Genomic DNA, 14,425 nt, shown 5'->3' on the forward strand with positions numbered 1-14,425 from the left:
CTTGGGTCAGGCGGTGAACTGGTCGAGCGCGACGCGGATGGTCTTGGCGATGAAGGAGACCTCGTCGTCGGTGACCACGAACGGTGGGCAGATGTGCAGGGTGTTGTTGTGGATCACGCGGGTCAGCAGTCCGGCGTCGAGGCAGGCGTCCACAACGGCTTCACCGGATACGTCGGCCCGCAGTTGCACGCCGGCGAGGAAACCTGTGCCACTCCGCACCTCCGCGACGAGCGGATGGTCAGCAAGTGGCTGGATCGCGTTGTGAAGCACGCCTTCGAGCTCGGCCGATCGCTCGAGCAGGTGCTCCTGCTCGAGGATGTCGATGTTGGCGTGCGCGACAGCGCAGGCGGTCGCGTGGCCGGAGTACGTGATGCCGTGCCGAAGAATCGGAGCGTCATCGGAGCTGAAGAACCGCGCCCAGACACGCGGACCGATCAGAACGCCGCCCAGTGGTGCGTAGCCGGAGGTGATGCCCTTCGCCATCAGCACCATGTCCGGCTCGAGACCGAACCGCTCACAGGCGAACATCGTGCCGGTCCGGCCGAAGCCGGTGATCACCTCGTCGGCGATGAAGAGAATGTCGTGCTGCCGGGCGAGGCGCTGCAGACCTTCGAGGTAGCCGGGTGCCGGTGCGATGACGCCGCCGGTTCCGATCACCGGCTCGGCGACGACCGCCGCGATCCGCTCGGGACCGAGTTCGGCGATCACCGCCTCGGCCCCGGCCAGGTCGTTGGCCGGGATCCGGGCAGTCTCGGGGATCAGTGAGTCGGAGCCATAGCCCTCTCGGTTGTACTCGAGGCCGGCGATGCTGGTGCCGAAGCCGTGCAGGCCGTGGTACGCGTTGTGCCGGCTCAGGATGATCCGCTTTTCCGGTCGCCCCTCCAGCTGCCAGTGACGGCGGGCGAGCTTGCAGGCGAGATCGACCGAGTCGGAGCCGCCGCTGGTCCAGAACACCTTGGCGTCCGGGATCGGCCCCAGCGCGGTGACCCGGTCGGCGAGGGTGAGTGCGACGTCGTTCACGAAGCGACCGAACACGTGGTACGTCTCGAGTTTCAGCATCTGCTCGTAGGCCACCCTGGCGATAGCTTCCCGGCCGTGGCCGACGTTCGCGTGCCACAGACCGGCCGGCGCATCGAGCAGCTCTGCGCCGTCCGCCGTGATCACCGTGGCACCGCGCCCTCCGACGATCGTGACCCTCTTCTCCAGAGCGGTCGGCATATGAGCCTGTGCGTGCCAGAGCGAAGCTCCGGCCAGTGGCGTCGCGCTCGTCATGGTCTCTCCATCCCATGTTGCAGACTTTAGGATTGTTGACAATCTGAAGGTAAGGCTAACCCTTGGAGGCGGAACCCAATGGAGGTGCTACCTCAGCGGAAGCGGTCCTTGGCCTTGTAATAGGCGCCGGCGAACGGCAGGAACCAGGCGGTCCCGTTGTAGAACGGCACCGGAACCTTCGGGAAGCCGAGGCCGCGGAGCGGGTTGGCCTCCGGGTGTCCGTCCATCACCTCGGCCATGCGCTGGCCCATGTAGGTGGCCATCTGTACGCCGTGCCCGCAGTACCCCATCGAGTAGTACAGACCGTCGGCCTCGCCGGCGTGCGGGATCCGGTCGTAGCTGAAGCCGACGTTGCCGCCCCAGACGTAGTCGATCCGTACGTCGGACAGCCGCGGAAAGATCGTGGCCAGCTCGCGCTTGAGCACGTCTCCGGACTTCAGATCCGAGGCCGGGTTCGACGGAGCGAACCGAGCCCGGCCGCCGAAGGCGAGGCGGTTGTCCGGGGTGAGCCGGATGTAGTGGCCGATGTTCTTGGAGTCGACCACCAGCCGGCGGTTGGGGATGAGCTCGCGAGCGACCTCGTCGGCAAGCGGCTCGGTGACGATGATGAAGCTGCCGACGTTGATCAGGCGCTGGCGGAACCAGGGCAACGATTTGTCGGTATAGGCGTCGGTGGCCGCCATCACCTGCCGGGCGTGGATGGTGCCGTGCAGGGTTTCGACCAGGAAGCTGCCGTCGGCCTGGCGGGTGAGAGCGGTCGCGGCGTTGCGTTCGTGAATCTGGGCGCCGGCGCGCTCGGCCGCGTCAGCGAGACCATGGACGTACTTGCCCACGTGCAGCCCGGCGCTGAGCGGGTCAAGCAGGGCGCCGTGGTAGTAGTCGGAGTCGAGTTCGGCACGCAGCTCGCTCTTGCTCAGCAGGATCGTGTCATGGCCGAAGTTGTCCGCCAGGTCGCGCTGCTTGGCACGCATCGCGTCGAAGTGCTGCGGCTTGTACGCGACCCCGAGCCGCCCGACGCGGTCGAAATCGCAGTCGATCCGCTCCTCGACCGTCAGTTCCTCGACCACGTCGACGGCCGTCCGGAAAGCGCCGTACAGCTCACGGGCACGCTCCTGGCCATAACGCCTCCGTGCCTCGTCGACACCGATGGTGATGCCCTGCGTGCACATGCTGCCGTTGCGGCCCGAGGCGCCCGAGCCGATCTTGTCCTTCTCGACCAGGACGACCTGCGCACCCTTGCGGGCGGCGTGGTAAGCGGTGGACAGGCCGGTGAGACCGCCGCCGATGACCACCACGTCGGCGTGGTCGGGCAGTGGCTTCCCACTTCGGTCCGGCAGCGGTGGCGCGGTGTCGAGCCAGTAAGGGATCTGCTTCATGACAAGGGCTCCTGGTCAGCATCCGAGCAGGCCGGGCAACCCGGACAGGTCGGACAGCTCGTCGTACGGCTGGTAGTCGGTGCTGCCGGGGCGGCCGTACCGATTGATCCAGACCCGGCGTTTCAGGCCGAGGTCGCGGGTTGGGATGAGGTCGTATTCCCAGCCTTGGGCGGTGTGGATGACCTGGGCCGGCTCGACGCCCATGGTCTTGAAGGCGTGCTCGAAGGTCTGGCGGTCCGGCTTGTAGGCGCCGGCCTGCTGGGCGGTGATGACGTAGTCGAACTCGACACCGATGTTCTCGACGTTCCGCGCGATCATCTTGTCGTCGGTGTTCGAGATGATGGCGATCTCGTACTTGGTCTTCAGCGCGCGCAGCGCCTCCGGGACCTCAGGCCACGGGCCGAAGGTGGGGACGGCCTCGACCAGGGCGTCGCCGTCAGACGTGCGGTACTCAAGGCCGTGCAGGCGCATCGCGTTGCGCAGGCTGGAGTGCAGGATCTCGTGGTACGGGCGGTAGGCCTCCAGGACTGCCTGGAACCGCATGACGCGGAAGTCGTCGAGGAACTCGTCGACGTCCAGGTTGTCCAGATCCAGCCGGTCCCCGATGACCTTCAGGGTCGTGGGGCCGAGCTCGAAGTTGATCAGGGTTGCATAGGCGTCGAAGGTGACGATCTCTCGCATGGTGTTCGTCCTCATTTCAGACCACCCGTTCGCCGGGGGTCACGATGGTGTCGAGTGCGGCCAGATCGGCCACGGTGGGGCTCCACTCGGCCGCCGCCGCGTTGGCAGTGACCTGTTCGGGGGTCATGGCTCCGCAGATCACGGAGCCGACGGCAGGCAGGGCAGCGAGTCCGCCGACTGCGACCTGCAGCAGCGACAGGCCGCGCTCCGCGCCGTACGCCGTAAGCGCTTCGACCCGGTCGAGAGCGTTCTCGGTGAGCCAGCCCTGCCGCCAGGAGAGCCGGCTGCCCGGTGGTGGTTGCTCGCCTCGCCGGTACTTGCCGGTGAGCAGGCCATTGGCGAGTGGGTAATACGGCAGCAGGGCGACGTTTGCGCGAAGGCAGGCGGGGACGAGTTCGGTCTCCGCGCTGCGGTCGAGCAAGTGATAGCGGGCCTGCGTGCTGACGAAGGCATCGGTGAGCTGATCGGCGGGCACGTTGGAACAGCCGACATAGCGAATCTTGCCTTCAGCAACCAGCTCGTGAAGTACGGCGACGGTCTCGTCGAGCGGGGTGGCACCGTCCGGCTCGTGATACTGGTACAGGTCGATCCACTCCGTGCCGAGCCTGCGCAGCGACTGCTCCAGAGCGTGCCGGATGTAGCGGCGGGCACCACGCGGGCCGAGCGCCTGGTTGTCATACATCTCCATGCCGAACTTCGTGGCGAGGACGACGCGGTCGCGATCTGCCTTGAGAGCGGCGCCGAGCAGTCGTTCGCCGTCACCACGCGAGCCACCCCCGTCGCCGTACCCGCCGTAGATGTCGGCGGTGTCGAACAGGTTGATGCCGGCGTCCAGGGCGGCGTAGACCACCGCCCTGGTGCCGTCCTCGTCGAGGCGCGAGCCGACGTTGTTGCCGCCGAGCCCGACCACGGAGACCGCAGGCCCGCCGAGGCCGAGCCGCTGGTACCTCATGACCGGTTCCCGAACCCGATGCAGACGTTCTTGGTCTGGGTGTAGCTCGCCAGCGCGTCGAGACCTTTCTCCCGGCCCCAGCCGCTGTGCTTGTAGCCACCGAACGGCAACTCGACCCCGGTACCGACACCGGTGGCGTTGATGTAGACCTGGCCTGCCTTGATACCTTCGGCCACTCGCATCGCCTTGTCGATGTCACGGGTCCAGACGTACGACGACAAACCGTACGGACTGTCGTTGGCGATGGCGACCGCCTCGTCGAGATCGTCGAACTCGAGCACGGTCACCACCGGGCCGAAGATCTCCTCCCGCGCGGTGCGAGCCTCATTCGTCAGCCCTGTCAGCACCGTCGGCTGGATGAAGTAGCCGTCGGCGAGCTCCGGATCCGCCGGAGCGCCGCCGCCGGCTCGGACCACCGCACCCTCCTCACGGGCGAGTTCGAGATAGCCCCGAACCCGGTCTCGCTGCCGCGCCGAGACCAGCGGTCCCACGTCCGGATCCGACGAGCCGGGACCAAGACGCAGCGCCGCGGCATGCGCCGCCAGCTTGTCGAGGAACTCCTCGGCGCCGCGCTGGACCAGCACCCGGGTGCCGGCCGAACAGGTCTGCCCGGCGTTACCGAAGGCCGAGCCGGCGACCGCGGCGAGCGCCAGGTCGAAGTCGGCATCGGCAAAGACGACGACGGGCGACTTGCCGCCGAGTTCCACCACCGAGGGCACCACGTTGGCGGCTGACGCCTGGGCCACCTTGATACCGGTGGCCACCGACCCGGTGAAGGTGACCTGGTCGATGCCCGGATGCCCGGCCAGCGCAGCGCCGGTGTCGCCGTCCCCGGGTACGACGTTCAGCACGCCTGGCGGCAGCCCGCAGTCCAGCGCGATGCCAGCGATCTCCAGCGGTGTCAGCGGCGCCTCGGGCGATGGCTTGAGCACCACCGTGCAACCCGCCGCGAGCGCCGGTGCACTCCCCCGGGCTGTGTTCTGCAAGGGGTAGTTGAACGGGATGATCTGACCCGAAACGCCGATCGGCTCGCGGACGGTGTAGTCGAGCAGACCTGGCCCGAGCGGGATCGTCGTACCGCCGAGCTTGTCAGTGATTCCGGCATAGAACTCGAAGTAACGCGCCGCCGCCTCGACGTCGGCCTTCGCCTGCTGCAGCGGCTTGCCGACGTCCAGGCTCTCCAACCGGGCCAGCCGATCGCTCTGGTCGCGGATCGCCATCGAGATCCGGTACAGCAGCCTGCCACGGTCCGCGGTCCGCATCCGCCCCCACTCGGGAGCGGTCAGGGCTCCGCGCGCGGCCGCGACCGCGTGGTCGACATCCGCTGACCCGGCCAGTGCGACCTCGGCGATCGGGGTGCCGTGGGCTGGGTCGACGACGGTGAACGTCCGCCCATCGGCAGCGGGCACCTGCTTGCCGTCGATGAGAAGGAGCCGCGGTTCGCCGGTCATGGCCGGATCTCGCCTTCGACAGCGCCGAAGATCACGACCTCGTCGCCCGGCCGAACGGTCCGCAACCGCCGGACCCACAGCACGATGCCGTCCTGTGGCGCGTTGATCTCCTCGAGGGTGTTGCCGTAGTGGTCGACGACCTTCGCGATCGGGTCGCCGCCCTTGCAGGTCTCCCCCGGTCCGGCGTAGGCGACGAAGAAGCCGCCGGACGCCGAGCGGGCGAAGCTGCCGGTCACAGCGGTGTAGCGGTCGCGCAGCTCGGGTTCGCCGTCGACCATGCCGAGCTGGCGCATGATGTTGCGGACAGCAACGACGTGCAGCTCGACGTTCTCCTCGCGGTACGTGCCGCCGCCGACCTCGATGGTGACGGCAGGCTTGCCCGCCGCGAGCGTCGGGTGGCGGACCGTGCCGCCCCACTTGCCGCCCTTCCAGATCAGCTCGTGCCCTGCGGCCAGGCCGATACCGGTGGCCAGGTCCTCGTAGCCGCCCTGCACGATGGTGAGCGGGGCGATCTCACCGTACGTACCGCCGGTGTGCAGGTCCACCAGCGCGTCGATGACGGGAACCACCTGCTCGACGAACGTGGCCGCCAGGCGGAGGGAGTACGAACCTTCGGGGTCGCCCGGAAAGATCCGGTTCAGGTTGAGGTGATCCAGACCGCTGCTGCGGGCCGCGGCCTCGAACGCAGGGGTGTTCATGCAGGGAATCCCGACCAGTGTGCCGCGCAGGGTTGCGGGGTCGGTTTCGGCGACGACCCGGCGGACGGCTTCCTGTCCGTCGTACTCGTCGCCGTGCACGCCGGCGTCCACGCAGAGGACCGGGCCCGGCTCGGTGCCGTTGACAACGATCAACGGAATCCCCAGCTCCACGCCGTAGGTACTGGTGCCGACCGGGATCAGCCCTTCAGCTCGTTCACCGGGGGCGCAGGTCAGCGGACCGATGGAGTACATGGGTTCGTCCTTTCGATGGTGTGGTCACCGGGTGAGAGCGTGCGAGGCTTCGTCGAGGGTGTCCGCGATGATGTCGGCGATCCGGTCGAGGAGCTCGCGATCGCTCACCAGTGGTGGTGCGATCTGTACGATCGGCGCGGCTCGGTTGTAGACCCGGGCGAGCAGCCCGGCCTCGCGCAGCCGGCGCGGGATGAGGTCGGCGACCAATGCGCTGCGGGCGGCGGCACTGAAACCGCCGTTCTCGGCGTCGCCGGCGAGTTCGAGCGCGTAGAAGAAGCCGGCACCCCGGACGTCGCCGACGATCGGCAGCGGACCGAGGTCCGCCATCCGCTTGCCCAGGTGGTCCTGCAGGTCGCGGACGTTGTCCAGGACCCGGTCGCGCTCGATGATGTGCAGACTGCGGAGGGCGATCGCCGCGCTGAGCGGATGCCCGCCGAACGTGTAGCCGTGATTGAGTACCGCGCCCGGCCGGTTGATCACCTCGGCGACCCGGGCGCCCACCAGGGTCGCGCCCATCGGGGCGTAGCCCGCGGTGATGCCCTTGGCAACGGTCACGATGTCCGGGCGGGCGTCGTACCGGTCGCCGCCGAACCACTCCCCCAGCCGGCCGAACGCGGTGATCACCTCGTCCACGACCAGCAGGAAACCGTACCGATCGGCCAGCGCCCGCAGGCCCGGCCAATAGCCGTCCGGCGGGGTGATGCAGCCGCCTCGATTCTGCACCGGCTCGACGATCAGCATCGCGATCGTCTCCGGCCCCGCGGCGACGACCGCCCCTTCCAGCTCCGCCAGCAGATGCCTGGTGAAGGCCGCGTCGTCGGCGAACTCGGACGGCTGCCCGACACGGCTGGTGTTCGACACGAACAACGTCTCGATCGCCGGTGGCCCGAACGGCTCCGTCAACCCGGGGTCGTCGGTCAGCGACAATGCGCCGAGCGTCAGCCCGTGGTAGGCGCCACGCCGGGAGATCGCTTTGGTACGGCGTGGCTCACCGCGCAGCGCGTGATACTTCCGGGCGATCTTCCACGCGGACTCGACCGCCTCCGCACCCCCGCTGGAGAAGAAGGTGTGCTCGACGTCCATCGGTGCGATCCCGGCCAGCCGCTCGGCCAGTTCGATCGCCGTCGGGTGCGCGGACGCGGACCACAACGGGCTGAAGCACAGCTCCCGCAGTTGCTCGGCGGCCGCGGTTGCGAACTCCTCGGCATACGAGTAGCCGAGCTGGCAGCAGTACAACCCGGACAGTCCGTCGATGTAGCGGTTGCCGTCCGCGTCCTCGACGTACGGACCCTCCCCGCGCCGTACGACGAACAAGTTCTCGCCATCGCGGCCGAGTGAGCCGTTGGCGGTCATGTTGAGCAGCAGGTTCCGCGTCATGCCGCGTCGCCTTCGGTCTTGGCCAGACCGGTGGTCGTCTCGACCGACAGCAGACCGCTTTGACGCCCGGACCCGAGCCACCGCATCACTGCCACCAGCACGAGCGCCAGTACGGCGAAGGCGATGAGGACGGCGCTGATCGCGGTCACGGTCGGATCGATGTCGAACGCGAGCGAGTTGAACAGCTGGACGGGCAGGGTCACGGTCGTCCCCGACGACAGGAACTGGGCGATGAAGAACTCGTCGAAGCTGGTGATGAACGAGAAGACGGCCGCGGCGACCATGCCTGGCGCGGCGAGCGGGAAAGTGATCCGCCGCGCGATGGTGAGCCGTCCGGCCCCCATGCTCGCCGCCGCGTCCTCGAGGCGTTCGTCGATGCCGCGGAACGTCGCGATCAGGATCATCACGGCGATCGGCGAGGCCAGCACGGTATGGCCGAGGGCGATCGCGATCGGGCTGCCCAGCATCGCGGCAGGTTCGAACAGCAGGAACAGTCCGAGCGCGATGACCACCTGCGGGATCAGCAGGGGCCCGAGCACGAGCGCGTAGACGGCCGAGCGAAGGGGCAGCTCACTGCGGGTCAGCGCAGTCGCCGCGGTGATCGCCAGAATCAGTGAGAACACGGTGGTCATGGATGCGACCAGCGCGCTGAGCGACAGCGCGGCGGGCCACTCACTGCCCTTGGCGAACACGGCCTCGTACCAGTTCAGGGTCCAGCCCGCCGGAGGGAACGCCCCGAAGGCATCCTTACCGAAGGACGTGACGATGATGACGACGATCGGCAACACGAGGAATGCCACGATCAGGGCGGCGCCGATGCCGAGCACGATCCGCCCGGTCCAGGTACTGCGCAGGCCGATCACGATGTGCTCCTCTTCTTGGCATTGGCACCGAGTCGCCCGGCAAGCTTCAGTAACAACAGCCCGGCGAAGGTGACGAGCAGCAGGACGACGCCTTGCGCTGCCGCACTGTTCCACTGGCTGTTCTTCATGACCTGCTGGTTGATCATCGCGGCGACCATGGTCTGCTTCGGGCCACCCATCAGTGCCGGTGTGATGTAGTAGCCGAGGGCAAGGATGAAGCTGAGCAGGGCCGCACTGGCCAGGCCAGGGGCGATCAGCGGCAGATAGACCCGGCGGAAGATCACCAACCGTCCGGCCCCCATGCTGGCGGCCGCGGCAAGCAGACGCCGGTCCACTCCACGCATCGCGCCGTACAGGACGAGCACGGTGTAGGGAAGCATCACCGAACTGGTGCCGATGATCACGCCGAGCTCGTTGTAGAGCAGCTGGAACGGTGCTCCCGGCACCCAGAGGTCGGTCAGCACCTGGTTCACCACGCCGTGTTCACCGAGCAGGATGATCCAGCCGTACGTCCGCACCAGAGCACTGATGAAATGCGGGACGACGACCACGAGCATGATCAGTCCCGCCCACAGCGGGCGCAACCGAGACACCGCGCTCGCCAGCACGAATCCGACCACGAGGCTGATCAGCGCCGTCTCAGCCGAGACTCGCAACGTGGTGAGCAACACGGTCAGGTTCGAGCCGCTGAGCGCATCGGCGTACCAGTGCAGGGTCAGCGAACCGTTCGCGGCCTTGAGGCTGAGGAACAGTGTGCTCAGGATCGGGAAGACGAACAACGCCAGCAGGTAGACGACGATCGGTGTCGCGTTCAGCAACCCGACACGGGTACGGCGGGTGCCCAAGAGGCGACGCTGCGGGGCCTGGGGCGCAGCGGCGATGGACGCAGTCATGGCTGACCTACCGCCCTTCGGTGCCGAAGAGGTTGACGTCCTGGGCATCCGCCTTGACACCGATCCGCTCGCCGGCGATCGGCGCCCACCCGGCCGGTGCCTCGATGCGCAGCAATGTGTCGAGACCGGCGAGGCGCAGGCCGACGCGGACAAGCGTGCCGACGTACGTGACCGTCTCGACGGTGCCCGTACAGAAGCCCTCGTCAGGCGGACAGGCACGGAGCCGGCCCGGCTGGATGGCAGCCTCCACCGCGGTGCCACGCGCGAGTGCGTGTGGTCGCGCCCTCAGCACGCCGCCGTGCTCCAGCCTGACCAGGGTGTGCTCGTCGGCGGTCTCCTCCACCTGACCAGGCAGGAAGTTCGCCGCACCGAGGAAGTCGGCGACGAACGGTGTCTTCGGCCGCTCGAACAGCTCGCGTGGCGTGTCGAACTGGTCGATCAGCCCGTCGCGCATCACGGCGATCCGATCGGACAGCACCAGCGCCTCCTCCTGGTCGTGCGTCACGTAGATGACGGTCAGGCCCAGCTCACGCTGGATCGCCTTGATCTCGACCTGGAGCTGGTCGCGCAGCTTCTTGTCCAGTGCGCCCAGCGGCTCGTCCATCAGGACCACGGGCGGCCGGTACACCAGCGCGCGGCACAGCGCTACGCGCTGCTGCTGACCGCCGGACAACTCGCGCGGGTAGCGGCCGCCGTACCCTGCCAGACCGACGATCTCCAGCGTCTCGCCGACCCGGCGGCGGACGTCGGCCTTCGACACCCCACGCAATTGCAGCGGGAACGCGATGTTCTCACCGACGGTCATGTGCGGAAACAGCAGATACTGCTGGAAGACGAAGCCCAGATTCCGCTTCTGCGGGGCAAGCCGGGTCACGTCCCGATCGCCGACGGTGATGGTCCCGGAATCCGGCTCCGCGAAGCCGGCGATCATCATCAGGGTCGTCGTCTTGCCCGAGCCGGACGCGCCGAGGAAGGTGACGAACTCGCCGGCGGCGATCTCCATCGACGCCTCGTCGACGGCGACCACGTTCCCGTAGGTCTTGCGTAGCGACACGACGGACAGCGGCTTGCCGATCCCGGCCGGCGCCGGTGATCCGGCGGCGGTGGCAGGCGACTCGACTATGGTTCGGATGTCAGACACGAGCCCACTCCAGCCAGCGCTTGTTGACGGCGCCCTCGTTCTTCAGCCACCACTCGGAGTCCAGGTCGAACCCCTGGTCGCGGTACTCCGGCGCGGACGCCAGGTTGGCGCGTACGTCGGCCGGGAGGCTGTCGAACGCCGCCGCGGAGACCGGGTTCGTGGGGTAGATCTTCGCCAGGCCGGCCTGGGTCTCAGGGCGCAGCGAGAAGTCGATGAGCTGGTACGCGGCGTCGAGGTTGGCGGCGCCCTTGGGGATGGCATATCCCTGGCCTTGCCGGCGTGCGCCGGCGAACTGGTACGCCAACGGAACACCCTGCTTGATCAGCGCACTGAGGCGGCCGTGCCAGCAGGTGCCCAGCACCACTTCCTTGCGGCTGAGCAGCACACCGGGGAGGTTGCCCGTGTCCCAGTACTTGCGCACGGACCCCTTGATCCGGTCCAGCGACTTGAACGCCCGGTCCACGTCGATCGGGTACAGCTTGTCCATCGGTACGCCGTCTGCGAGCAGGGCGAACTCCAACTCGGGCAGGTCGGCGTCCGGGTGTTGGAGCGAGCGGCTGCCGGGGAACGCCTTGGTGTCCCAGAAGTCCGCCCAGGAGCTCGGCTTCTTGCCGCCGAACTGGTCGGTGCGGTAGGCCATGACGCTGGCGTAATACGCCTTGCCGACGGCGTGCTCGGTGACCATGTTGCTCGGGATGTTCGCCGCCTTGAAGCTCTTCAGCCGATCGAAGTCGAGCTTCTCGATCCCGTCGTCCCGGACGAACTTCAGGAAGTCCATCATCGAGTTGTCGATCAGGTCGAACTGCGGCCGGCCCTGCTTGATCTGGGCGAGCATCTGGGCGTACTGGACATTCACCACCTGGACCTGGATGCCGGTCTCCTTGGTGAAGGGCTCGTAGACCCCCTTCTGCAGCGCTTCGCCGTACGCCCCGCCGCTGTTGCGCACGGCAAGTGTCTTCGTCGAACCGGCGGCGCCGTCGGCGCGGCTGGTACCGGAGCCGCAGGCCGTCAGGGCGGGCACGGCGGCGGCTGCTGACAATCCTGCGATGCCTTGCAGGAAGGACCGGCGCCCGATCACGGAATCGTTCATGACAACACCTCAGGTTCTGATGGGGTTTGGAGGGATTCGGCGGTTCGGCCCGGCACTGCGGCCGTCGCGATCGCCGCGAGTTCGGTGCCTGGGACAACGGTGAGCCCGCGCATCCCGTAGAAGACCTTTCCGGACGCCGGAGCGTGGACGACATGTTCTTGACCGTCGGCGGGGTCGACGATGTGACCGATGATCTGGCCAACGGTCACGTCGTCGCCGGCGGTAAACTCCGGGTACCAGAGGCCGGTGACGTCAGAGGCGACCTCTCCGGACCACACCCATTCACGGACGGCCGCAGGCTCAGACCCGTCCGATTCCAGGACGCCGAGCCGTCGCAGGACCGCCTTCAGGCCGTCCACCAGCCCGCCGATCACGGCCGGGTCGCGCTCGCCGAGCTGGCTGGTCTCGACCAGGATGGCCGGGACGCCTTGGCGGACCGCGGCCGCATGGCTGTTCCCACCCTCGGCGTTCTGGCCGAAGATGATGTCCGCGATACCGACAGCGCGCGCCATCGCGGTGGTCGTTGCATCGAGGTCTGGGACACCGGTGAGACGGACACCGACGAAGTGCCGGAGAGTCTGGTCGATCCCGCCGGAGTGCAGGTCGAGGTAGGCGTCCGCGCCGTCGATCAGCTGCGCGAAGAGCCAGGCGGCCATCCGCTCGGTGGGGCTACCCTGGGGGTCGCCAGGGAAGACGCGGTTGATGTTCACCCCGTCGATCGAGGAAACGTTGAGGCGTCCCCGGTACGCGGCCAGCGGGTTCGCGACGATGCCGATGAGCACCTGTCCGCGGACCTCCTCGGCGTTCAGCTGGGACGCGAGCCGATGGGCGGCGTCCACACCGGTGAACTCGCCGCCGTGCACACCCGCGGTGATCACCACGCGTGGTCCTGGCCGTGCGCCGGCCACCAGGGCGAGCGGCACTTCTACGGTCAAGGTGCCGAGATCTGCAGGCACGATGCCGCGGACCGTGGTGCCCGGCTCGGCCCGCAGCGGGCCGAGGATCAGCGGCTGCGCGTGGTCGGCGTTCTTCGTCGTCGTCATGTCGTCCTCAGTGCAGTCAGGCCGCGGCGCGGTCAACGGTGGAGATGAAGTCGATCGGTTGGGGCGATGAGCCGGTCAGGGCGAGGTCGGCGGCGATATCGCCCATGGCCGGGGAGAGCTTGAAGCCGTGGCCGGAGAATCCGGCGAGCAGTACGACGTTGTCGTTGCCCTGGCCCGGCAGCGGGCCGACCAGGGGGCGACTGCTCTCGGTGTAGCCCTCCATGAAGACCGACAGCCGAATTGGGTCAGGATGCAGGTCGGGGAGGTAGCGCCCGAGGAGGTCGGTGAAGATCCCCAGCTCCGCGGGCTCCACGGTGCGTTTCAGCTGGTTGGGGTCGCCCACGGGCTGGTGCAATGCGCGGGACAGGCCGAGCTTGACCGAGACACCGTCCGGCGATGGGAGGCCGTAAAAGTGCGTGGGTGCCGTGCGAATGAACGCGGGCCGCTCCTCGCCGTGCCACGCGCTGGTGGTGGGTACGTACCAGGCGTTGATCAGCCGGCGGATCTCCACCTCCCACGGCAGGTTCGGCAGCAAGTCGTTGACCCACGGGCCAACGGTGACCACGGCCGCGTCGAAGCGCTCACTGCCGGCATCCGTGTGGATCACGACGCCGGCTCCGGACGGGACGATCTCGCGAACCGGCGTGTAGCGCTCGATCCGTGCGCCGAGTTGTTCGGCCCGCAGCGCTGCCGACTGGATGGTCAGCTCGGGCCGGATGAACCCGGCGTGCCGGTCGAGCACCGCCGCGTCGCCGTCCTCGATGCGGAACTGCGGGAAACGCTTCGCGAGCTGTTCAGCATCGAGGATCTCGTGATCGAGTCCGTGCTCGGCGATCGAGTCCAGGACGGTCCGCATCTGCTGGTGCTTCGTCGGCCCCATCAGCAGACAGCCGGTCAACCGGCGCAGCTCGCGACCGGTCTCTTCCTGGAGCCTGTCCCACAAGGCATCGGCATGCCGCAGCAGCGGAACGTAGCGCGAGTCCTCGAAGTGCGCACTGCGGAAGATCCTGCTCTCACCGCCGGCGGCACTGCGGTCGTGGCCCGGGGCGAAACGGTCATACCCAACGACCTCGGCTCCACGGGCCGCCAGCCGCCAGGCGGCCTGGCTGCCCATCGTTCCGACGCCGACGACGGCGACGCGCTTCTTCGCAGACACGGTTTTCCTCTCGTCGCGCTGGACGGATGACGGCGTCCGGCGGGGGGATGTCTCTTCGGGATGGGCCGTTGATGACGGCTTGTCGGACTGGCACCGCCGAGGATGTTCGCGGTGGGTCTTGCGGGCTCCATGCCACATTGTGGTACGGTGTGCTGGAATCTGGCACAACCTTCGCAGGGG

General features: G+C 68.0%; 13 protein-coding genes. All 13 read right to left on the reverse strand.

What is annotated here, in order from left to right:
* Positions 1 to 6: 6 nt before the first annotated feature.
* The 13 genes from V9K99_RS16675 to solA all read right to left on the reverse strand — a co-directional run bounded on the left by V9K99_RS16675 (position 7) and on the right by solA (position 14,245).
* Positions 7 to 1,272, reverse strand: a complete 1,266-nt coding sequence (locus V9K99_RS16675) for an aminotransferase family protein (RefSeq protein ID WP_337000075.1) — start codon at positions 1,270 to 1,272, stop codon at positions 7 to 9.
* A 92-nt stretch (positions 1,273 to 1,364) separates the two neighbouring features.
* A complete protein-coding gene (locus V9K99_RS16680; protein WP_337000074.1) occupies positions 1,365 to 2,648 on the reverse strand; it encodes an NAD(P)/FAD-dependent oxidoreductase in 1,284 nt (427 codons plus the stop codon).
* Between the two features lie 15 nt (positions 2,649 to 2,663).
* Positions 2,664 to 3,329 carry a haloacid dehalogenase type II gene (locus tag V9K99_RS16685; protein ID WP_337000073.1) on the reverse strand — a complete coding sequence of 222 codons (666 nt, stop codon included), beginning with the start codon at positions 3,327 to 3,329 and terminating at the stop codon, positions 2,664 to 2,666.
* Positions 3,330 to 3,345: 16 nt separating this feature from the next.
* Entirely contained in the window at positions 3,346 to 4,281 is a 936-nt protein-coding gene (locus V9K99_RS16690; RefSeq protein WP_337000072.1) for an aldo/keto reductase, read from the reverse strand.
* Positions 4,278 to 5,732 carry an aldehyde dehydrogenase family protein gene (locus V9K99_RS16695; protein ID WP_337000071.1) on the reverse strand — a complete coding sequence of 485 codons (1,455 nt, stop codon included), beginning with the start codon at positions 5,730 to 5,732 and terminating at the stop codon, positions 4,278 to 4,280. Before V9K99_RS16695 ends, V9K99_RS16690 begins: the two co-directional genes overlap by 4 nt.
* Positions 5,729 to 6,682: a succinylglutamate desuccinylase/aspartoacylase family protein gene (locus V9K99_RS16700; RefSeq protein ID WP_337000070.1), complete on the reverse strand. Its 954-nt coding sequence runs from the start codon at positions 6,680 to 6,682 to the stop codon at positions 5,729 to 5,731. Before V9K99_RS16700 ends, V9K99_RS16695 begins: the two co-directional genes overlap by 4 nt.
* Before the next feature lie 24 nt (positions 6,683 to 6,706).
* A complete protein-coding gene (locus V9K99_RS16705; RefSeq protein WP_337000069.1) occupies positions 6,707 to 8,059 on the reverse strand; it encodes an aminotransferase class III-fold pyridoxal phosphate-dependent enzyme in 1,353 nt (450 codons plus the stop codon).
* Positions 8,056 to 8,922 carry an ABC transporter permease gene (locus V9K99_RS16710; protein ID WP_337000068.1) on the reverse strand — a complete coding sequence of 289 codons (867 nt, stop codon included), beginning with the start codon at positions 8,920 to 8,922 and terminating at the stop codon, positions 8,056 to 8,058. The genes V9K99_RS16705 and V9K99_RS16710 overlap by 4 nt, the downstream gene beginning before the upstream one ends.
* Complete coding sequence (locus V9K99_RS16715; RefSeq protein ID WP_337000067.1) at positions 8,919 to 9,815, reverse strand: ABC transporter permease; 897 nt, start codon at positions 9,813 to 9,815, stop codon at positions 8,919 to 8,921. The genes V9K99_RS16710 and V9K99_RS16715 overlap by 4 nt, the downstream gene beginning before the upstream one ends.
* A gap of 7 nt (positions 9,816 to 9,822) precedes the next feature.
* On the reverse strand, positions 9,823 to 10,956 hold the full coding sequence (locus V9K99_RS16720; RefSeq protein ID WP_337000066.1) for an ABC transporter ATP-binding protein: 1,134 nt from the start codon (positions 10,954 to 10,956) through the stop codon (positions 9,823 to 9,825).
* Positions 10,949 to 12,046, reverse strand: a complete 1,098-nt coding sequence (locus tag V9K99_RS16725) for an ABC transporter substrate-binding protein (RefSeq protein ID WP_337000065.1) — start codon at positions 12,044 to 12,046, stop codon at positions 10,949 to 10,951. The genes V9K99_RS16720 and V9K99_RS16725 overlap by 8 nt, the downstream gene beginning before the upstream one ends.
* Entirely contained in the window at positions 12,043 to 13,089 is a 1,047-nt protein-coding gene (locus V9K99_RS16730) for a succinylglutamate desuccinylase/aspartoacylase family protein (RefSeq protein WP_337000064.1), read from the reverse strand. Before V9K99_RS16730 ends, V9K99_RS16725 begins: the two co-directional genes overlap by 4 nt.
* A gap of 16 nt (positions 13,090 to 13,105) precedes the next feature.
* The gene (gene solA / locus V9K99_RS16735) at positions 13,106 to 14,245 is read right to left on the reverse strand and encodes an N-methyl-L-tryptophan oxidase (RefSeq protein ID WP_337000063.1); all 1,140 of its coding nucleotides are present in this window, start codon (positions 14,243 to 14,245) and stop codon (positions 13,106 to 13,108) included.
* Positions 14,246 to 14,425 lie beyond the last annotated feature (180 nt).

The organism is Kribbella sp. CCNWLW201, from assembly GCF_037203805.1.
Taxonomy (GTDB): Bacteria; Actinomycetota; Actinomycetes; order Propionibacteriales; family Kribbellaceae; genus Kribbella.